This is a genomic window from Nonomuraea sp. NPDC049625 (assembly GCF_040675285.1).
Taxonomy (GTDB): domain Bacteria; phylum Actinomycetota; class Actinomycetes; order Streptosporangiales; family Streptosporangiaceae; genus Nonomuraea; species Nonomuraea angiospora_A.
In genome coordinates this window covers 1,306,941-1,325,686 of record NZ_JBFAOQ010000001.1, presented here as the reverse complement: position 1 = coordinate 1,325,686, position 18,746 = coordinate 1,306,941, and the positions used below count along the sequence as shown (strand labels likewise).

Here is an 18,746-nt window from a genome sequence, read left to right as displayed (position 1 = left end):
TACCGTACGGATGTGACCGTTGAGTACCCGGGAAAGGGCGACCCCGCGCGCAGCCTGGCGCTGCTCTGGCGCACCAGCGAGCGCGTCAGCCGCAAGGGCAAGCCCGAGCTGAGCGTCGACCGCATCGTGCGCGCGGCCATCGAGGTGGCCGATGCCGAGGGGCTGGCGGCGCTGTCCATGCGCCGTGTGGCCGAGCGGCTGGGCGTCGGGACGATGTCGCTCTACACGTACGTGCCGGGCAAGCCCGAGCTGTTCGACGTCATGCTCGACACCGTCTACGGCGAGACGGCCAAGCCGCAGGACGTGCCCGGGGGCTGGCGGGGCCGGCTGGAGCAGATCGCCAGGGAGAACTGGGCCCTCTACCTACGCCATCCGTGGCTGCTGCAGGTGGCGTCGAGCCGCCCGGTGCTCGGGCCCAACGTCACCGCCAAGTACGACTACGACCTGCGCGCCGTGGACGGCATCGGGCTGACGGACCTGGAGATGGACTCGGTGATCACGCTGGTCGCCGGGTTCGTGCACGGGGCGGCGCGCGGCGCGGTCGAGGCGGCGCAGGCCGAGAGCCTGACGGGCATGACCGACGAGCAGTGGTGGGCCGCGCACGCGCCCTTCCTCAGCCGGATCGCCGACGCCGCCCGCTACCCCACGGCCGCGCGCGTCGGCCAGGCGGCGGGCGAGGCGCTCAACGCCGCCTACAGCCCGGGGCACGCCTTCGAGTTCGGCCTGCAGCGCGTCCTCGACGGCGTCGAGGCCCTGATAAACCGCCGATCAGCCTGATAGGGCCTTTTCGTAGGCCATCAGGGTGTCCACGAACATCCGCCGCTGCTCCGGCGTGAGCGGCTCCAGGGCCTCGCGCCAGGCTTTGGCGCCGTAGCCGAGCCACTCGTTGATCGACTCCTGGTGCCGGTCCGCGATGCTCACGATCGTACGGCGCCGGTCCGCGTCGTCCTCGCGCCGGTCCAGGACGCCCTTCCTGCTCAGGTCCCCCACCATCAGGCTGACCGTCGCGGGCGCCACCTCCAGCCGGGCCGCCAGCTCGTTCACCGTCGTCGGCCCGTCGAACAGCAGGTAGGCCAGCAGCGACAGGTGCCGGGGCGCCAGGGACAACGACTGCAGCTCAGGGGGCACCCCCAGCCGCTTGGCCCGCCCGACCATCCGCGGCATCAGCAGCAGCAGCGTCCTGATCCCGTCGTCCACGCTCAAGCCGTCTGTTGACATGTCGAACACCTTGATGTCTAAATTAGCTTTGCTTGCAAAGCAAATACGAAGCCTCGTCCAAGGATATGACGTGACCGATTTCAATCAGCAGGTGATCGAGGAGTTCCGGGCGAACGGCGGCAAGGTGGGCGGCATGTTCGAGGGCGCGCCTCTCGTGCTGCTCACCACCACGGGCGCCAAGACGGGCCGGCGGCGCACCAACCCTGCCGTCTACCTGCGGGACGGCGAGCGGGTCCTGGTGTTCGCCTCCAACGCGGGCGGCGCCGCCCACCCGGCCTGGTACCACAACGTGCTCGCCAACCCGCGGGTCATCGTCGAGCTGGGAGAGGACCGGTTCGCGGCCCGGGCGGTGCCGCTCGGAGGCGAGGAGCGCGACCGCCTGTACGCCCGCCAGGCCGCGATCAACCCGGCCTTCGCCACGTACCAGCAGAACACCGAGCGCGTCATCCCGGTCATCGCGCTGTACCCCGAGCGCGAGCGGCTGGAGGCGTTCGGGGACGAGCTGGCCAGGATCCACGACTACCTCAGGGGCGAGCTGGCCAAGGTCCGCCAAGGGGCGCCCGCCGACGACCTGCGGGCGCACTGTCTGGCCTTCTGCGACGCGATGACGTTCCACCACAACGGCGAGGACCGGGTGGCGTTCCCGCACCTGGAGAAGCTCTTCCCCGAGCTGAAGGAGCCCCTCGACCGGCTGCGCGCCGAGCACGCGGTGATCGCCGGGCTGGTCGCCGAGCTGCGGGAGGCCCCCGGGCCGGCGACGCTGGAACGCATCGCCGGCGAGATGGAGGCCCACTTCGCCTACGAGGAGGAGCAACTGGTGCCGGTGCTCAACTCGCTGGAGAGCGTCCCCTGGGGTTAGCGCACGGGTGCGGCACGCAGCCGCACGACGTGCTCCACCAGCGAGATCAGCGTCGCCTTGACCGACTCGCGGTTGCGGGCGTCGGTACGCACGATCGGCACGTGCGGCGACAGCGCGAGCGCCTCCCTGACCTCCTGTTCGGCGTGCGGGAACTGCCCGTCCCAGCCGTTGACGCCGATCACGAACGGCAGCTTCGCCTCTTCGAAGTAGTCGATGGCGGGGAAGCTGTCGGCCAGCCGGCGGGTGTCGAGCAGCACGACCGCGCCGATGGCGCCGCGGACGAGGTCGTCCCACATGAACCAGAACCGGTGCTGCCCGGGCGTGCCGAACAGGTAGAGGATCAGGTCGCGGTCGAGCGAGAGGCGGCCGAAGTCCATGGCCACCGTCGTGGTCTGCTTGTTGGGGGTGAGACCGAGGTCGTCGATGCCCGCGGACGCGTCCGTCATCACCGCTTCTGTGGTGAGCGGGAGGATCTCGGACACCGCCCCCACGAACGTCGTCTTACCGACGCCGAACCCACCGGCGACGACGATCTTCGTCGACGTCAGCCCGGGGCTAGAGCCTGCGTAGTCCACTGAGCACCCTTTCGAGCATGTTGAGGTCAGGCTGTCCCTGGCTGAGGCGTGGCTGGTGCAGGCGGACGAGTCCTTCGTCGGACATGTCCGCCACGAGCACCCTGGCCACGCCCAGCGGGACGCGGAGCAGGGCCGAGATCTCGGCGACCGACCGGAACGACCTGCACAACTGCATGATGGCCTCCTGCTCGGGGGTGAGCATGGCCATCTCGTCGTCCGGGATCGACATCGACGAGATCAACGTCTCCATCGCGAGGTGATAGCGCGGCTCGGATCGGCCGCCCGTCACCGCGTAAGGACGGAACAGGGGCTCTTCGTCCCCAGCTCCGTCAACGCCGTACACGGCCCTCTCCCATCAGTTCCATCACATCACCGGGTCCTGGCGGCCTGGAGTTCAGCCCGCAGGGCCGGCGTGAGCGCCTGCCCGGCCCTGTCCACCAACAGCGTCATCTGGTACGCCACCAGGCCCATGTCACAGTCCGGGCCCGCGAGCACCGTCAGCACGGAGCCGTCGCTGATGGCCATGACGATGAGCAGGCCGCGCTGCATCTCGACGACGGTCTGCGTCACAGAGCCGCCCTCGAACACCCTGGACGCTCCCACGGTCAGGCTCAGCAGGCCCGCGGAGACCGCGGCGAGCTGGTCGGCCCGGTCCGGCGGAAAGCCTTCGGAGGCGGCCAGGCACAGGCCATCGGCCGATACGACGACGGCATGCGCGACTCCGGGCGTGTTACGCACGAAGTCGGTGATCAGCCAGTCGAACCTGTTCGCCTCGTGGCTAAGGGTTGTCACGCATCCTCCCCGGCGGGACGCTCACTCACTCTGTTCCTCCTGTCCACGTACTTCCTGGCGGCCCCGTCGCACACCCTGCTGGTAACTGGCCATCCGGCTGCGCATCCGGTCCGCCGAAACGGGCGGCATCGGAGCCGGCCGCTGCGGCTGCTGCGGCTGCGCCTGCTGGTTCGCCGTACCGGGAACCAGATTGGCCTTGGGGGTGCGCTTCGGGAGCCCGGCGGCGGTCATGCCGCCGAGGCTGGGCTCGGCGGCAGCGGCCGCCGCGCGCCAACCGGCGTCGGCCGCCGTTCGCCACGCTTCCTCCCCAGAGGGTACGGCTTGCGAGGGCTTGTCCTCACCATCTCCGGTCACCTGCGGCGCCGCCTCCTCCGGCGGCCTGCGGAACCAGGCGGACTCCACCGCCGCGAAGATCGGCAGGAACTCCTCCTGCTCCGGCTCCATCGGCGACACCTCGACCGAGGGCGTCGGGTCGGGCCGGCGCACGTCGTTCGTGGGGTACGACTGGGGCGGCGGAGGCGTCTGGAACGCGCCATTTCCGGATGGGTAGGAGCCCGTGCTGGGGAGCGACGGGTAGACGTTGGAGTCGAACGAGGATGGCTGCCTGCGGTAGGAGCCGCCGTCGGTGTCGGCGGTGAATCCGTTCACGCCCGCCCTGCCGGGGTCCGAATGGTACGGCCCGCTGTCGAACGAGCGCGGTCCCGGCGGCGTGCTCTCGGAAGTCTGGAAACCGTGCCTGGGAGCGGGTCCGTTGGGACGCCGGCCACCGTCGAAGGAGTCGAAGCTGCCGAACGACTTGAACGTCCCGTTCTGCAGGGGCGGGCCGGCCGGGGTGGGCACCGTACCGCCGCCGAACGCGGGCCGCTGCGGCAGCGGCTGCTGCTGCGTGCCGTCGACGATCAGCGTGGGCGGGAGCAGCACCATCGCGATCAGGCCGGCGCCCTCGCCCCGCCTGAGCTGGACCCGGATGCCGTGACGCAGCGCCAGGCGGCCGACCACGAACAGGCCCATGCGCCGGGAGACCGACACGTCCACGACGGGCGGCTCGGCCAGGCGGCGGTTGGCCTCGGCCAGCTCCTCCTCGGTCATGCTGATGCCGGTGTCGCTCACCGACAGCAGCGCGCCGCCACCCTCGATGAGGCTGCTGGTGACGACGACCTGGGTGTTGCTCGGGGAGAACTGGATGGCGTTCTCGACCAGCTCGGCGACCAGGTGGACCAGGTCGTTCGCGGCGCTGCCGAGCACCGAGGTGGCCCGGTGCACCTTGACCTGGACGCGCTCGTAGCCCTCGACCTCCGACAGCGCGGCGCGTACGACGTCGACCAGCTTGGCCGGCTGGCTACGCCGGCGGGTGGCCTCGTGGCCGGCCAGGACGAGGAGGTTCTCGGAGTTGCGGCGCATGCGGGTGGCCAGGTGGTCGAGCTTGAACAGGTCGGCCAGCCTGGTGCCGTCCTGCTCGCCCTTCTCCAGGCCGTCGATCAGCGAGATCTGCCGCTCGACCAGCGTCTGGGTGCGGCGCGAGAGGTTGACGAACATCGAGCTGATGTTGCTGCGCAGATCGGCCTCCTCGCCCGCCAGCCGCACCGCCTGCTGGTGCACCTGGTCGAAGGCCCTGGCGACCTCGCCGATCTCGTCGTTTCCGTCGACCTCGATCGGCCGTACCTCGCCGACGGACGCGTCACCGCTGGCCCGCAGCCGGTGCACCACGTCGGGGAGCCGGAAGCCGGCCACCTCCAGCGCCTCGGTACGCAACCGGCGCAGCGGGGTGACCATGGAGCGGGCGATCGCCACGGTGAGCAGCAGGACCAGCAGCAGCAGCGCCAGGATCAGGATCCCCGCGACGATCGCGTTGCGGATCTCGGACTCGCGCAGCTCCTTGCTGCGCAGGCTCACCTGGCCGGCCAGCTCCTCCTCGATGCCGTGCAGCACGTCGACGGCCACGGAGTTCTCGTTGAACCACTGCTCGCGGCTGCCGTTGGCGGAGATCAGGTTGTCGCTGATCCGCACGCCCGGCGCCCGGCCGCTGGCCAGCGTGACCGCGCGCGCCTTGGTGAGCTGGACGTTGACGTACTCGGGCTGCGAGGTGAGCGCCTTGGACAGCTGGAGCCCGACCTCGACGCCGGCCTCCGCGCCGACCTGGGAGATGTCGCTCTGCTCGCGGGCGTTGGAGGCGATGAACTGCTCGACCTCCTTGGCATCCACGCGCGCGCTGTCGTAGGAGGCCTGGAGCAGCTGGACGCGCTGCCGGGAGACCTCCTCCTTGGCCGCGGCGAGCGCGCTCAGCGCGCGGAACTGGCCGATGATCTGCGGGTCCTCGGACAGCAGGCTCAGCTCGTCGTGCAGCTTGAGCAGGGTGTCGGTGAGGAAGTCGTACCGGATGGTCTCGGTCTGGCCCTCGGCGCGGATCCTCGGCAGCCGGCCCAGGTCGTACTTCACCTGCTGGGCGGCCTTCACGATGCGGGGGCCGTACGAGTCGTCGATCGTGTCGAGGTCGGCGTTCACGGTCTTGACGAGCGTGTCCACCGCGGCCTTGCGCTGCGCGAGCGGCTGGGCGAGCTTCTTGCGCATGGCACGGTTGGCGCCGATCCAGCCGCCCGTGTCACGCTCCAGCCCGATCGCCTGCAGCAGGTCGCGGATATGGGCCGCCTGCTCCGCCCCGGTCGCCGTGCGGTCGTAGTCGCCGATGCTCTGCACCGATCCGACGACTCGCGCTCCCCCGAGCACGACGCCGGCCATGGTGGGCACCAGGATCAGGGCGGTGAGCCGCCACCGTACGCGCCAGTTTCTCAGGCCCAGGCGTGGCAGTGGCCGCTTTACGCGGTCCCGCTTCACGGCTGGGCCGCTGTCGGAGTTCCCCGTCACTGCTTCCGCTACCCCTCAATCGTCCCGTCCCCGACGGGCCTTCAAGCCGTCCACAAGGTATCCGCAGGTTCTGACTTACCGGGCATTTCGGACACAATCGTTACACATGTGACCGGTAGTCGTGTGCTGTTGGTTATCGCAGTGCGGCCAGGACTTGATCGCGGACTTGTGCCCTCTGCGCGGCATCGCTGAGGGGGCGACCGGCGCGATCCACGACATAGAAGACGTCCACCGCCTCCGCGCCGAGAGTCTCCACGCGAGCGGCCCTCACGTCAAGACCACACTCGCCGAACGCCCGTCCGATACGCCACAGAAGCCCCGGCCTGTCATGGGCCCTGACTTCCACCACGGTGGCGGTCGCGGAGGCGTCGTCGACCAGTGTCACCCGAGGTGGAGCCACAGGTACCCGGGGCGGCCGCATGGCCCGCGCACGGCGGGCCAGCCGCTGCTCGATGTCAAGACGGCCAGCAAGGACGAGACGGAGATCGGACTCCAGCGTCGCGGGGTCGGGCGGGGAGCCGTACTCGGGGATGACGGAGAACTCGATCACCGCGGTGGAGCCCGCGGAGGCGGACGAGGCGGAGCGCACGATGAGCCGGTGCGCGGACAGCACGCCGGCGGCGCTCCAGAGCAGCCCCACCCGGTCGGGGGCGACGACCGTGACGGCTCCGCCGTTGACGCGGACGGCACCGCCGCCGTGCCGGGCGAGCGCGGTCTGGTCGGCCGACAGGGTCGGCGGCTTGGGCGGCGGCGAGCCGGCCAGCACGGACCTGACCCGGCGCACGAGGTCGGCGACGAGCCCGGCCTTCCAGCTGTTCCAGGCGGCCGGCCCGGTCGCGTTGCCGTCGGCGACCGCGAGCGCGGCCAGCAGGTCGAGGACCTCACGGGTGCCGACGGTGGCGGCGACCTTCTCGATCGTGACGGGGTCGTCGAGGTCCCTGCGGGTGGCGGTCTCGGGCAGCAGCAGGTGGTGGCGTACGACGGTGGCGAGGGTGTCGACGTCCTGCGCGGGCAGGCCGATGCGGGTGGCGATGTCGCGGACCACGACCTCGCCGGTCGCCGAGTGGTCTCCCGGCCAGCCCTTGCCGACGTCGTGCAGGAGCGCGCCGATCAGCAGGAGGTCGGGACGGGAGACCTCGCGCGTGTGGCTGGCGGCGTTCGCGGCGGCCTCGATCAGGTGCCGGTCGACCGTGAAGCGGTGGATCGGGTTGCGCTGGGGACGGTGGCGTACGCGTTCCCAGTCAGGAAGCAACTTGACAAGGATGCCCGCCTGGTCGAGCTCCTCCCACACGGGCACGGCGGCGCGGCCCGCGCCGAGGATCGACACCAGCGAGTCGCGTGCCTCCTCCGGCCACGGCACCGGCATGGGAGGCGACTGAGCTGCGAGCACGGACACCGTCGCGGGAGCGAGCGGCAGCCCGGAGTCGGCCGCCGCGGCGGCGGCGCGCAGCACCAGCACAGGGTCCTTGCGCGGGTCGATCCCCCTGGCGAGCACCACCTCGCCGCCGTGCTCGACCACGCCGTCCGCCAGCGGGCGGCGGCCTCGGGGAGCGGGGCCTGACACGAGCCTGTCAACGGTGCGCCAGGTGCCGTCGAAGGCGTGGGAGATGGTACGGCCCGCCTCGGCGAGCCTGCGCATGAGCGCCTCGGCGTCGAGCAGGCCGAGCACCCCCGCCACGGCGTCCTGCTCCTGCAGCACCAGCCGGTCGGTGCCGCGGGCGGTGACGACGTGCAGCGCGTGCCGCACGTCGAGAATGAACTCGTACGCCTCGCGCGCCCTGGGGCCGGGCGCCGAGGCGACCCAGGCGGCCGCCACCGCCTGCATGGCCTGGACGTCGCGGAGGCCGCCGCGCCCATCCTTGAGGTCGGGTTCGAGCAGGAAGGCCAGCTCGCCGCTCACCTGCGCCCGCTTGTCGGCCGCGTCACGCAGCTCGCCGAGGCGGCGCCGGGAGTCGGCCCGCCACTCGGCCAGCACCGCTTCCCTGGCCTTCTTGGTCAGCTCGGCGTCGCCGGCCACGTGCCGGGCCTGGATGAGGCCGAGCACGGCCTTCAGGTCTTTCCTGGCGACGGTCACCGCTTCCTCGACCGTCCGCACGGAGTGGTCGAGGTTGACCGCGGAGTCCCAGACCGGATACCAGATCCGGTCGGCGATCCTGGCCACGTCGGCCCGGCCGTTGTGCAGCAGGACCAGGTCGAGGTCGCTGCCTGGTGCCAGTTCGCCCCTCCCGAGGCTCCCGACGGCGACCAGTGAGACGTGGTCGCCGTCGCTCGCCGTGCGGAAGAGATCCTTGAGCCAGCGGTCGGTGTCCGCGGTCCGCTCCTTGCGGGCCGCGGCGTACGAACGGGCCTCTCCCCTCAATGCTGTGCCCCCTTGCCGAGCCCTTCGCTGGGCTCAGCCCGGACGCCGTCGTCCGGGCGTCGCCGTGGATCCGTCGTTTCGGCCGAGCCCCGCCGGGTCACAGGGCCTCAGGACCCCGCTCTCCCGTGCGAACACGGACGACGGTGTCCACCGGGACGGACCAGACCTTGCCGTCGCCGATCTTGCCGGTGTGCGCCGCCTTGACGATGACGTCGATCACGTCCTCGGTGTCATCCTCTTCGGCGAGGACCTCCAGGCGGACCTTCGGCACCAGGTCGACCTGGTACTCGGCGCCGCGGTAGACCTCGGTGTGGCCGCGCTGGCGGCCGTAGCCGCTCGCCTCGCTGACCGTCATTCCCTTGATGCCGAACTGCTCCAGTGCGGCCTTCACGTCATCGAGCTTGAAGGGCTTGATGATCGCGGTGATGAGCCTCATGCGTCCACCTTCTTAGCTGCCGGGGCGGTGGGCCCGTTGGGGGAGGTCACGCCGGAGGCGTAGACCGTGCCGAGGTCGTACCCCGTCTCGGCGTGCGCGGTGACGTCGATGCCGGTGCGCTCGTCGTCGACGGCGATCCGGAAGCCCATCGTCTTGTCGATGATCTTCCCGAGAACCCAGGTGATGACGAAGGAGTAGCCGCCGACCGCGACCGGGCCGAGCACCTGCAGGCCCAGCTGGCCGAATCCGCCGCCGTAGAACAGGCCCTTGCTCTGCTGGTCGAGGAAGGGGTACGCGGCCAGGAAGCCGAGCGAGACGGCGCCGATGACGCCACCCACCAGGTGCACGCCGACCACGTCGAGGGAGTCGTCGAAGCCGAGCTTGTACTTCAGGCCGACGGCGTAGGCGCAGAGGACACCGGCGAGCAGGCCGATGAGCATCGCGGCCCACGGGTCCACGAAACCACAGGCGGGAGTGATGGCGACCAGGCCGGCGACCGCGCCGGAGGCGACGCCGAGGCTGGTGGCGTGCCCGTCGCGCATCTTCTCCACGACGAGCCAGGCGCCCGCGGCGACCGCGGTGGCGATCTGGGTGTTCATGAACGCCAGGCCGGCCGTGCCGTCGACGGCCAGCTCGGAGCCGGCGTTGAAGCCGAACCAGCCGAACCACAGCAGGCCCGCGCCGAGCAGCACGAACGGGAGGTTGTGCGGCCGCATCGGCTCCTTGCGCCAGCCGGTGCGCTTGCCGAGCACGAGACACAGGGCAAGGCCCGCGGCACCCGCGTTGATGTGGACGACCGTGCCGCCCGCGAAGTCCTCGATGCCCATCGTGTTGAGCCAGCCGGTGCCCCACACCCAGTGGGCGATCGGGAAGTAGACGATCGTCGCCCAGAGGATGGAGAAGAGGATCCACGCCCCGAACTTCGCCCGGTCCGCGATCGCGCCGCTGATCAGCGCGACGGTGATGATGGCGAAGGTCAGCTGGAAGGCGGAGAAGACCAGGCTCGGCATGCCGGTGCCGTCGTCCTTGGTGGCCGTGTCCACCAGGCTCTGCAGGCCGAGTGCGTCGAAGCCGCCGACCACGTTGTTGATCGCCGAGCTCGGGTTGTCGGTGAACGCCAGCGAGTGTCCGAACAGCACCCAGGCGATGGTGACCGTGATGATGGCGCCGAACGACATCATCATCATGTTCAGGACACTCTTGGCCCTGGTCATGCCCCCGTAGAAGAAAGCGAGACCCGGAGTCATCAGCAACACCAGCGCGGTGGCCGCGAGCATCCAGGCTGTGGTGCCGCTATCGATCTTCACGACGCGACCCTCCTTACATGTGACGTGTGGCCACAGCGTGTTCGTCCGGGGTTTCATGACTCGACCAGGCGTGTTTCACATTCGTGAATCTCGCCACACTGGTGTTTCGGACGCGTTTCGGTGTTCTCACTCCTCCCATTTCGGCTCAGCAATATCAGGCGTGAGATACTTAGGTTTGCCTAACCTTCGATCAAGGAATGCCGAATGCGTCTTCGCCTGGCCGTCGCCGCCATGCTCCCCGTCCTCGCCCTCGCCGCCTGCGGCACTTCCACGTCCTCGCAGGAGGCGGGACCGACCCGGACCGTCAAGCACGCCATGGGCGAGACGAAGGTGCCGATGACCCCCAAGCGGGTGGTGGTGCTCGACACGGACAAGCTCGACACGATGGTCTCGCTCGGCCTGGCGCCCGTCGGCGCGGCGCAGGCGTCCCAGAACCAGAAGTGGCCCGCCTACCTCGGCTCGGCCCTGTCGGCCACCAAGGCGGTCGGCACCACCCAGGCCCCCAGCATCGAGGCCATCATGGCGCTCAAGCCGGACCTCATCCTGGGCAGCAAGTTCCGGCAGGAGGCCTTCTACGACAAGCTCAGCAAGATCGCGCCGACCGTGTTCACCGAGAAGGTGGGCATCACCTGGAAGGACAACTTCCTGCTCGACGCCGAGGCGCTGGGCAAGAAGGACCAGGCCCAGCAGCTGCTGTCGGGTTATGAGACGCGGGCCAAGGAGGTGGGCGCGAAGTTCTCGAAGCTGAAGGTGAGCATCGTGCGGTTCATGCCCACCGAGATCCGCATGTACGGGCCCGAGTCCTTCAGCGGCATCGTGGTGGGCGACGCGGGCATCCAGCGGCCCGAGGCGCAGAAGCTGGCCGACCAGGCAGACAAGCGCTTCGGCAAGCTGAGCCAGGAGAACATCGCCCAGGCGGACGCCGACGCGATCTTCTACACCGCGTACGGGGAGGCGGCCGTCAAGTCGCAGACCACGGTGACCGGCGGGCCGCTGTGGAAGAACCTCGGCGCGGTCAAGTCGGACAACGCGCACAACGTGGACGACGAGATCTGGATGACCGGAATCGGCGTCACGGCGGCCGGCAAGATCCTGGACGACCTGGACAAGTACCTCACGCCGCTGGCGTCGTAGGCCGCGTCAGGCGTACCCGGTCGCCTTTCCTGACCCTCCCGGGCCGCACCACTCGCGCGTACACCCCCGCGCAGGGCTGCGGCCCCATGTCGAACACGGGCACCCGGTTGTGCCTGGCCACCGTGCGCAGCGCGTCGGCATCGCGCCCGAGGCTCCCGTGTTCGAGCGTCGGCACCGCGCAGCGCGGGCTGGCCACGATCACCGCCAGCACCACCTCGTCACCGATGCGCAGCTCGCGTCCCACCCAGTCGTTCTCCACGAACCCCTCCGCCTCCGTCCCGATCACCAGATTGGGCCGGTAGCGGAGGGCCTCGACGGTGCCCCGCGGGCCGAGCGCGCCGATCCGCGCGACCGCGGAGGTCGTGATGAGGTGGATCGGGGCGAAGTCGAAGAACGTCCCGGCGGGCGAGGCGCCACCGAGCGTGCCGACGGTGTGGGGGACCTCCGCCTCGATGCCCTCGGCCAGCACCCGTTCCGGCACCGAACGCTCGAACACGGCGCCCTCCGGAGGCACGTCGATCAGCCGCACTTCGCGTCCGAGCAGCGTCGACAGCTCCTCGTCGCCGGGGACCCCGGCGCCCTCGATCGTGAGCAGGCCGCGCCAGAGGCGGGGGTTCTTGGCGCTGGCGATCTTCCCGGTGGCGACGTCGAGCACCGCCCGCGCACGGTCCCCGGCCAGCCCGCGCTCGGTGACCTCGCTCTCGGTCAGCTCCTCCCCCAGCATCGACTTGACGGGGTAGCGCCGCACGGCCTCCAGATACATGGGGCGATCTTACGGCTGCGCCCAGAACCGCCTCAGATGCGGCACCAGCTCATCCGCCCGATCGTCGGGGAAGAACAGCCGCCCGCCCTCGATCTCGACGATCTCCTTGACGCCGGGGATCGTGTCCCGCAGCCACCGGGCCCAGCTCACGTCGAAGAACGCGTCTCCCGTGCCCCAGACCAGGAGCGTCGGCACGGTCAGCACGGTGAGCTGCGGCTCGATGGCGATCATGTCCTTGGCGTCGATGGACGTCAGCAGGCGCTCGAAGGCACGGCCGCCATCGGGCTTGGCGAAGATCGGCCGCAGGTACGCCTCCACCAGCGCCGCCGGGTCGTCGATCCGCTCGTAGCCCTCGCCGTACGCGGTCTGGGCCAGGAGCTCCGGCTGGTCCAGGACGAGCGCGGTGAGCGGGGCCAGCTCGCCCCTGGCGGCCAGGTCGACCGTCGGCTTGAACGCCTCGGGCGGGGTGTTGGTGTGGACGTCGCAGTTGGTGAGGGTGAGCGTACGCAGGCGCTCGCGGTGGCGTACGGCGAAGACCTGGGCCACGGCGCCGCCGGTGTCGTTGGCGACGAGATCCACCTCGGCGAGCCCGAGCCCTTCGCACAGCTCCTCGACGGCCTCGGCCAGCGCCGGGATGGACAGATCGTCACGCGGGGCGCTGCCGCCGTGCAACGGCAGGTCGATGGCCACGCAGCGGCGCTCGTCGCGGAACGCGGCGATGACGTTGCGCCACAGGTACGAGCTGGTGCCGACGCCGTGCACGAACAGGCTGACCGGCCCGTCCCCCACGTCGACGTAGCTGATGTCCTCCATGGGACCCTCCTCGGGCGGATAACAAACCGACTGTCGGTCTACGAAATTACCGACTGACGGTCGGTTTGTCTACAGTGGGTCCATGAACCTCAAGGCGGAACGCGGCGCGGCCACCCGCGACAGGGTCCTGGCGATCGCCACGCGGCTGTTCGCCGACCGGGGCTACGACGACACCTCCATCGAGGTGGTGCTGCAGGAGTCGGGGCTGAGCCGGGGGGCGCTGTACCACCACTACGCCGGCAAGGACGCCCTGTTCGAGGCGGTGCTGGAGGCCACGGAGTCGGCCATCGGCGGCAAGATCCTGGCAGCCGTCCGCGGCATCACCGACCCGGCGGCGGCCCTCCGCGCCGGCGTGCTGGCCTGGATCTCACTCGCCGGGGACCCGGTCATCCAGCGCATCGTCCTCATCGACGCGCCCGCGGTGATGGGCTGGGAACGGTGGCGGGCCATGGAGGAGCGCTACTCGTTCGGGATGCTGAAGGCGGCACTGGGGGCCACGGGGGCGGTGCCGGCCGAGTTCCTGGACCTGCACGCGCACATGCTGCTGGCGGCCGTCAACGAGAGCGCCCTGATGGTGGCCCGCGGCGGCGACCACACCACCGCGGTGGCCGCCGTCGAAGAGTTCCTCCGCCGCATCCTCCAGCACTGAAGTCCAGCGCCTCGGCCAACGCGGGCCGCCCGCCGTCGAAGGCGCCGGGCTCCACCGCACACCGACCCACCGACGCGGCGCAACAAAGCGCGGCGGCACCGCTCCGGCGCACCACGCACCAGGGTCGACGCCCGCGACGACAGTATCCCCGGCCAAGCGTCGTTACGACCGACGTGCCACACCACCACGCCCTCCCGCGCCCGCCATTCCCAGGCGCCGCGTCGGCGGGGCGTGGTACGGCGGGGCCCGGCGCCCACCGCGGCGGGCAACCCGGGCAACCCGCGGGCCCCGGATGGGGCCGGTCAGGCGGCGGCGGTGGCCATTTTGCGAAGGCGGGCCAGGGCGTCGCGTTCGATGCGGCGGGCGCGGTCGCGGCCGATGCCGTAGCGCTCCCCCACCTCCGTGAGCGTGTGCTCGCGCCCGTCCACCAGCCCGTACCGCCACCGCAGCATCTCGCTGGTGTCGCCTTCGAGGCCCGTCAGCCACTGGTCCAGCCGCTCGCGCTCCAGGATGTCGATGGCCTGCTGCTCGGGATCGGCCCACGTCTCGTCGGCGATCATGTCGCCGAGCTCCGTCTCGTCCTCGTCGCCCACCCCGAGCTGGAGCGAGACCGGGTCGGAGGCCCAGCGCCGCAGCTCGCGTACGCGCTCGATCGGCAGGTCGAGGATCTCGGCGAGATCGTCGTCCGTGGGCTCGGCGTCGAACTCGGCCAGCATGTCGCGGCGGACCCGCATCAGCCGCGTCATCTGCTCCCCCGCGTGCGTGGGCAGGCGCACCGGGCGGGCCTGCTCGTGGATGGCACGCCCCACCGACTGCCGGATCCACCACGTCGCGTACGTGGAGAACTTGTATCCCCGCCGGTAGTCGAACTTCTCCACCGCCCTGACCAGCCCCAGGTTCCCCTCCTGCACCAGGTCGATCAGGGGCATCCCCCGCCCCGAATATTTCCGGGCCACCGCCACCACCAGGCGCAGGTTGGCCTGGATGAACTCGTCCTTCGCCCGCTGGCCGGAGATGGCCAGGCGCTCCAGCTCCTCGTCGGCCGCGTCCCCGATGCGCGGCTCCGAGCCCCCACTGTCGAGCAGCTGCTCGGCGAAGAGACCCGCCTCGATCCGCTTGGCGAGCTCAACCTCTTCCTCCGCCGTGAGCAGCGGGACCCGGCCGATTTCGGCCAGATATGTCCCCAGCAGATCGCGCTCAGCGATGTGCTGCTCCTGCGTGCGACTCCCCGTAGGCCTTGCCATCCCCTGGCACCTCGTTCCGCAGCTGCGTTCTATATCCGGCCAACGTGCGGCCAGACGCAAAGATTCCCTAAAGCAGTACGTCGCTGGGATGGTTCTGGATGTCCTCCTAAAGGAGGAGACCGCCGCGAAACACCTGGTGAACGAGGGGGACGCCGGGCCGGTAGGCAAGGTGTACATAGGAGGGGGCATCGAGCACGACGAGGTCCGCACGGGCCCCGGGCCGTAGCCAGCCTACGTCCGTACGGCGCAGCGCGCGCGCCCCGCCGTACGTCGCCGCCCTGATCGCCTCCAGCGGCGTCATCCGCATCTCGCGTACGGCCAGCGCCACGCAGAACGCCATCGACGACGTGAACGACGACCCCGGGTTGCAGTCGGTCGCCAGCGCCACGGTCGCCCCAGCGTCGATCAGCCGCCGGGCGTCCGGGTACGGCGACCGCGTCGAGAACTCCGCCCCCGGCAACAGCGTCGCCACCGTGTCCGACGACGCCAGAGCGTCCACGTCGGCCGGCGTCAGATGGGTGCAGTGGTCGGCCGAGGCGGCGCCCAGCTCGCAGGCGATGCGCACGCCGGGCCCCTCCCCGAGCTGGTTGGCGTGCACCCGCACCCCCAGCCCCGCCTTGAGCCCGGCGCCCAGGATCTCGCGGGTCTGGTCGCCGTCGAAGGCCCCGCGCTCGCAGAACACGTCGACCCACCTGGCGTGCGGGGCGCACGCGTCGAGCATCTCCCCGGCGACCAGCCGCACGTAGGAGTCGGCGTCCATGCCGGCGGGCACGACGTGCGCCCCCAGGAACGTGGTCTCGCCGGTCAGCCCGGCGGCGATCTCCAGCGAGCGCCGCTCGTCCTCGACGGTCAGGCCGTACCCGCTCTTGATCTCGACGGTCGTGGTGCCCTGGGCCAGCATCTCGTCCACCAGCGCACGCGCGTGGGCGGCCAGCTCGGCGTCGCCGGCCTGCCGGGTGGCGGCGACCGTGGTCCTGATGCCGCCCCCGGTGTACGGCTCGCCGGACATGCGGGCCTGGAACTCGGCCGTCCGGTCACCGGCGAAGATCAGGTGGGCGTGGCTGTCCACGAAGCCGGGGATGACGGCGCGGCCCTCGACGTCCACCCGCTCGTCGGCGTCGGGGGCCTCCGCGGCGGGCCCGGCCCAGGCGACCAGGCCGTCCGCCACGACCAGCGCCGCGTCGGGGATCTCCTCGCGCTCGGGGTCGCCGGTGTACAGCGAGCCGATCCCGTCGATCAGCGTCGTGCTCATCTCACCCTCCGTATCGCCTCTGCCAGCAGGGATCCGACGTCGCCGAGCCGGTGCCGCCCGTCCGTGACGACGCGGCGGCCGCCGGAGACCACCGAGTGCACGTCCGCCGCCGTGGCCGCGAACACCACGGCCTCCGGCCCGCCCGCGCCCGCAGTCCGTACGGAGTCGAGCCGTACCGACACCAGGTCGGCCCACGCGCCGGGCACCAGCAGCCCCGCGTCGGGGAAGCCGAGGGAGGCGTGGCCGTTGACGGTCGCGGCGGCGAGCAGGTCGGCGGCGCTCCAGTTGCCGCGCTTGCCGCTGCGCAGCCGCTCGTCCAGCTCGACCCCACGCGCCTCCTCGAACAGGTCGATCACGGCGTGGCTGTCGGAGCCGAGCGTGATCTGCGCGCCCCGGTCGGCCGCCGCCCTGGCCGGGCCGATGCCGTCGGCGAGGTCGCGTTCGGTGGTGGGGCACATGCAGATGTGCGTGCCGGACTGGGCGATCAGCTCGATGTCCACGTCGGTCAGGTGGGTGGCGTGCACGGCGGTCGAACGCGGACCCAGGGCGCCCCGCTCGTGCAGCACCTGGACCGGCGTCGCCGCGTACATCTCCACGCAGGCGGCGTTCTCGGCCGGCTGCTCGGACACGTGCATGTGCAGGGGGCCCGCGTGCCGGTGGGAGAACTCGGCCACGACTGGCATCTGCTCCGGCGGCACCGCGCGCACGGAGTGGATGGCCGCGCCGATCTCCACGTCGGGCTGCCCCTCGTAGGCCGCCGCCAGGTCGTCGGCCCTGACCGCCCAGCGCTCGGCGTCGCCGTCGGTGAAGCGCACCTGCGCGCCGGTGAGCGAGGCGCCGATGCCGCCGGTCAGGTAGCAGGTGTCGAGCAGCGCGATGCGCAGGCCCGCCTCGCGGGCCGCGCGGACCAGCGCGTGGCCCATCTCGTTGGCGTCGTCGTACGGGCGGCCGTCCGGCCCGTGGTGCAGGTAGTGGAACTCACCCACGCAGGTCACCCCGGCCAGCGCCATCTCGGCGTAGACGGCCCTGGCCAGCTGGAGGTAGGAGTCGGGCTCCAGAGCCGCCGCGACCTCGTACATCCGCTCGCGCCAGGTCCAGAAGTCGCCCTTGCCCTCCTGGGCGGTGCCGCGCAGCGCGCGGTGGAAGGCGTGGGAGTGGGCGTTGGCCAGGCCGGGAACGGTGATCCCCGGCAGGCGCTCGGCCGTGCCGGGCGGGCCCTGGCCGACGCTCGCGATCCGTTCGCCCTCGACCTCGATGAGCACGCTCTCCGCGACACCGCCGGGGAGCCAGGCCTGTTCGCACCAGTAGGTCAGCGGCACAGGTCCTCCAGCACGTCCGCGAGTGCGACGACTCCCGCCTCGCAGTCTGCCCGCTCGGCGTGCTCGTCGGGGGAATGGGACACGCCGGTGGGGTTCCTGACGAACAACATCGCGCTCGGGACGCCCGCCGAGGCCAGGATCCCCGCGTCGTGACCCGCCCCCGTCGGCAGGACGGGCACGGGCGTGTCGCCTCCCGCGACCCTGGCCAGGCGGTCCCTGAGCGGCACGTCGAAGTCGACGACCGGCGTCCACGACTCCTCCCGCACCGTGGCCCCCGCCTCCTCGGTCAGCTCGGCGACGAGGGCGCGCACGGCGGCCTCGTCCGCCCCGCGGGCGTCGAGCCAGGCCGAGACCAGGCCGGGGATGGCGTTCGCGTTGCCCGGCGAGACGCGTACCTTGCCGACCGTGGCCACCACGTCGCGGCGCGCCGCGGCCGCGCGGGCGGCCAGCACCATGCGGGCGAACGGCAGCATCGGGTCGTCCCGGTCGGCCAGCCGGGTGGTGCCCGCGTGGTCGGCCCGGCCGTGGAAGTCGAAGCGCCAGCGTCCGTGCGGCCAGATCGCCGCGGCCACGCCCACCGGCCGCCCCTCGTGGACGAGCGCCTGCCCCTGCTCGACGTGGAGCTCCACGAACGTGCCGACCGTCGCGAGAGTCTCGTCGTCCCGCCCCAGCTCGTACGGCGCCCGCCCGGCCTTCGTCATGACGTCGGCCAGCGTGTCGCCGGAGTCGTCCGTGAGCGCGAGGGCCCGCTCGGGCGACAGCACGCCCGTGAGCAGCCTCGACCCCATGCACGGCACCCCGAACCTGGCGCCCTCCTCGTCGGTGAAGCAGGCCACGCCGACCGGCTTGGACGGTGTGGTCCCGCGCTCCCTCAGGAGGTCCAGGGCGGCGAAGGCCGACACGACCCCGAGCGGACCGTCGTACGCGCCGCCCTGCCGTACGGAGTCGAGGTGGCTTCCGGTCACCACGCCGGGGCGGCCGGAAGGGTCGCCCCACCATGCCCAGAGGTTGCCGTTGCGGTCTTCGCGCAGGTCGAGCCCCCGTCGCCCGGCCTCACCCGCGAACCACTCGCGTAGCTCCATGTCAGCGGCCGACCAGGCGTCCCTGACGTAGCCCCCGGTCGCCGGATCCCGTCCTATGTGCGCGAGTGCTTCAAGCATGGCC

General features: G+C 71.2%; 18 protein-coding genes. 4 read left to right on the top strand and 14 right to left on the bottom strand.

Features of this window, described 5'->3' with window-relative positions:
- Nucleotides 1-12: 12 nt before the first annotated feature.
- Nucleotides 13-777, top strand: a complete 765-nt coding sequence (locus AB0J87_RS06435) for a TetR/AcrR family transcriptional regulator (protein ID WP_363962872.1) — start codon at nt 13-15, stop codon at nt 775-777.
- On the opposite strand, the gene AB0J87_RS06430 is transcribed toward AB0J87_RS06435, so the two are convergent.
- Nucleotides 769-1,218: a MarR family winged helix-turn-helix transcriptional regulator gene (locus tag AB0J87_RS06430; RefSeq protein ID WP_363962871.1), complete on the bottom strand. Its 450-nt coding sequence runs from the start codon at nt 1,216-1,218 to the stop codon at nt 769-771. The genes AB0J87_RS06435 and AB0J87_RS06430 overlap by 9 nt on opposite strands.
- Before the next feature lie 70 nt (nt 1,219-1,288).
- On the opposite strand from AB0J87_RS06430, the gene AB0J87_RS06425 reads away from it, so the two are divergent.
- On the top strand, nt 1,289-2,077 hold the full coding sequence (locus tag AB0J87_RS06425; RefSeq protein ID WP_363962870.1) for a nitroreductase/quinone reductase family protein: 789 nt from the start codon (nt 1,289-1,291) through the stop codon (nt 2,075-2,077).
- Here AB0J87_RS06425 and AB0J87_RS06420 read toward each other — a convergent pair.
- The 7 genes from AB0J87_RS06420 to AB0J87_RS06390 form a co-directional block, all read right to left on the bottom strand.
- The gene (locus AB0J87_RS06420) at nt 2,074-2,652 is read right to left on the bottom strand and encodes an ATP/GTP-binding protein (protein WP_185071485.1); all 579 of its coding nucleotides are present in this window, start codon (nt 2,650-2,652) and stop codon (nt 2,074-2,076) included. The two genes, AB0J87_RS06425 and AB0J87_RS06420, sit on opposite strands and share 4 nt — an antisense overlap.
- Nucleotides 2,633-2,995, bottom strand: a complete 363-nt coding sequence (locus AB0J87_RS06415; RefSeq protein ID WP_185071484.1) for a DUF742 domain-containing protein — start codon at nt 2,993-2,995, stop codon at nt 2,633-2,635. The genes AB0J87_RS06420 and AB0J87_RS06415 overlap by 20 nt, the downstream gene beginning before the upstream one ends.
- A 26-nt stretch (nt 2,996-3,021) precedes the next feature.
- Nucleotides 3,022-3,444 (bottom strand): roadblock/LC7 domain-containing protein, encoded by a 423-nt coding sequence (locus AB0J87_RS06410; RefSeq protein ID WP_185071483.1) that lies wholly within the window; start codon nt 3,442-3,444, stop codon nt 3,022-3,024.
- A gap of 21 nt (nt 3,445-3,465) precedes the next feature.
- The gene (locus tag AB0J87_RS06405; protein WP_363962869.1) at nt 3,466-6,276 is read right to left on the bottom strand and encodes a nitrate- and nitrite sensing domain-containing protein; all 2,811 of its coding nucleotides are present in this window, start codon (nt 6,274-6,276) and stop codon (nt 3,466-3,468) included.
- Between the two features lie 163 nt (nt 6,277-6,439).
- The gene (locus AB0J87_RS06400; protein ID WP_350730202.1) at nt 6,440-8,665 is read right to left on the bottom strand and encodes a [protein-PII] uridylyltransferase; all 2,226 of its coding nucleotides are present in this window, start codon (nt 8,663-8,665) and stop codon (nt 6,440-6,442) included.
- A 97-nt stretch (nt 8,666-8,762) separates the two neighbouring features.
- Nucleotides 8,763-9,101 carry a P-II family nitrogen regulator gene (locus AB0J87_RS06395; RefSeq protein WP_185071480.1) on the bottom strand — a complete coding sequence of 113 codons (339 nt, stop codon included), beginning with the start codon at nt 9,099-9,101 and terminating at the stop codon, nt 8,763-8,765.
- Nucleotides 9,098-10,408 carry an ammonium transporter gene (locus AB0J87_RS06390; protein WP_363962868.1) on the bottom strand — a complete coding sequence of 437 codons (1,311 nt, stop codon included), beginning with the start codon at nt 10,406-10,408 and terminating at the stop codon, nt 9,098-9,100. The genes AB0J87_RS06395 and AB0J87_RS06390 overlap by 4 nt, the downstream gene beginning before the upstream one ends.
- Nucleotides 10,409-10,612: 204 nt before the next feature.
- Between AB0J87_RS06390 and AB0J87_RS06385 the strand changes: the two genes are divergently transcribed.
- Nucleotides 10,613-11,542 carry an iron-siderophore ABC transporter substrate-binding protein gene (locus AB0J87_RS06385; protein WP_355207167.1) on the top strand — a complete coding sequence of 310 codons (930 nt, stop codon included), beginning with the start codon at nt 10,613-10,615 and terminating at the stop codon, nt 11,540-11,542.
- On the opposite strand, the gene AB0J87_RS06380 is transcribed toward AB0J87_RS06385, so the two are convergent.
- Together AB0J87_RS06380 and AB0J87_RS06375 are read right to left on the bottom strand one after the other, a co-directional pair.
- Nucleotides 11,523-12,305 carry an MOSC domain-containing protein gene (locus AB0J87_RS06380; protein WP_363962867.1) on the bottom strand — a complete coding sequence of 261 codons (783 nt, stop codon included), beginning with the start codon at nt 12,303-12,305 and terminating at the stop codon, nt 11,523-11,525. The genes AB0J87_RS06385 and AB0J87_RS06380 overlap by 20 nt on opposite strands.
- A gap of 9 nt (nt 12,306-12,314) precedes the next feature.
- Nucleotides 12,315-13,118 (bottom strand): alpha/beta hydrolase, encoded by an 804-nt coding sequence (locus tag AB0J87_RS06375; protein WP_363962866.1) that lies wholly within the window; start codon nt 13,116-13,118, stop codon nt 12,315-12,317.
- Between the two features lie 82 nt (nt 13,119-13,200).
- On the opposite strand from AB0J87_RS06375, the gene AB0J87_RS06370 reads away from it, so the two are divergent.
- Nucleotides 13,201-13,767 carry a TetR/AcrR family transcriptional regulator gene (locus AB0J87_RS06370; protein WP_350730190.1) on the top strand — a complete coding sequence of 189 codons (567 nt, stop codon included), beginning with the start codon at nt 13,201-13,203 and terminating at the stop codon, nt 13,765-13,767.
- A gap of 302 nt (nt 13,768-14,069) precedes the next feature.
- Here AB0J87_RS06370 and AB0J87_RS06365 read toward each other — a convergent pair whose 3' ends face one another.
- The 4 genes from AB0J87_RS06365 to AB0J87_RS06350 all read right to left on the bottom strand — a co-directional run bounded on the left by AB0J87_RS06365 (nt 14,070) and on the right by AB0J87_RS06350 (nt 18,742).
- Nucleotides 14,070-15,011 carry a sigma-70 family RNA polymerase sigma factor gene (locus tag AB0J87_RS06365; RefSeq protein ID WP_192790669.1) on the bottom strand — a complete coding sequence of 314 codons (942 nt, stop codon included), beginning with the start codon at nt 15,009-15,011 and terminating at the stop codon, nt 14,070-14,072.
- A 106-nt stretch (nt 15,012-15,117) separates the two neighbouring features.
- On the bottom strand, nt 15,118-16,263 hold the full coding sequence (gene hutI, locus AB0J87_RS06360; RefSeq protein ID WP_363962865.1) for an imidazolonepropionase: 1,146 nt from the start codon (nt 16,261-16,263) through the stop codon (nt 15,118-15,120).
- The gene (locus AB0J87_RS06355; RefSeq protein ID WP_363962864.1) at nt 16,260-17,582 is read right to left on the bottom strand and encodes a formimidoylglutamate deiminase; all 1,323 of its coding nucleotides are present in this window, start codon (nt 17,580-17,582) and stop codon (nt 16,260-16,262) included. Before AB0J87_RS06355 ends, hutI begins: the two co-directional genes overlap by 4 nt.
- Complete coding sequence (locus AB0J87_RS06350) at nt 17,573-18,742, bottom strand: allantoate amidohydrolase (protein WP_363962863.1); 1,170 nt, start codon at nt 18,740-18,742, stop codon at nt 17,573-17,575. The genes AB0J87_RS06355 and AB0J87_RS06350 overlap by 10 nt, the downstream gene beginning before the upstream one ends.
- Between the last annotated feature and the right edge of the window lie 4 nt (nt 18,743-18,746).

What these genes read in the sequence shown, in the direction of transcription:
- AB0J87_RS06350 (WP_363962863.1), bottom strand. Translation starts at nt 18,742, where the DNA reads ATGCTTGAAGCACTCGCGCACATAGGACGGGATCCGGCGACCGGGGGC.
- AB0J87_RS06430 (WP_363962871.1), bottom strand. Translation starts at nt 1,218, where the DNA reads ATGTCAACAGACGGCTTGAGCGTGGACGACGGGATCAGGACGCTGCTG.
- AB0J87_RS06395 (WP_185071480.1), bottom strand. Translation starts at nt 9,101, where the DNA reads ATGAGGCTCATCACCGCGATCATCAAGCCCTTCAAGCTCGATGACGTG.
- AB0J87_RS06365 (WP_192790669.1), bottom strand. Translation starts at nt 15,011, where the DNA reads ATGGCAAGGCCTACGGGGAGTCGCACGCAGGAGCAGCACATCGCTGAG.
- hutI (WP_363962865.1), bottom strand. Translation starts at nt 16,263, where the DNA reads ATGAGCACGACGCTGATCGACGGGATCGGCTCGCTGTACACCGGCGAC.
- AB0J87_RS06370 (WP_350730190.1), top strand. Translation starts at nt 13,201, where the DNA reads ATGAACCTCAAGGCGGAACGCGGCGCGGCCACCCGCGACAGGGTCCTG.
- AB0J87_RS06380 (WP_363962867.1), bottom strand. Translation starts at nt 12,305, where the DNA reads ATGTATCTGGAGGCCGTGCGGCGCTACCCCGTCAAGTCGATGCTGGGG.
- AB0J87_RS06385 (WP_355207167.1), top strand. Translation starts at nt 10,613, where the DNA reads ATGCGTCTTCGCCTGGCCGTCGCCGCCATGCTCCCCGTCCTCGCCCTC.
- AB0J87_RS06375 (WP_363962866.1), bottom strand. Translation starts at nt 13,118, where the DNA reads ATGGAGGACATCAGCTACGTCGACGTGGGGGACGGGCCGGTCAGCCTG.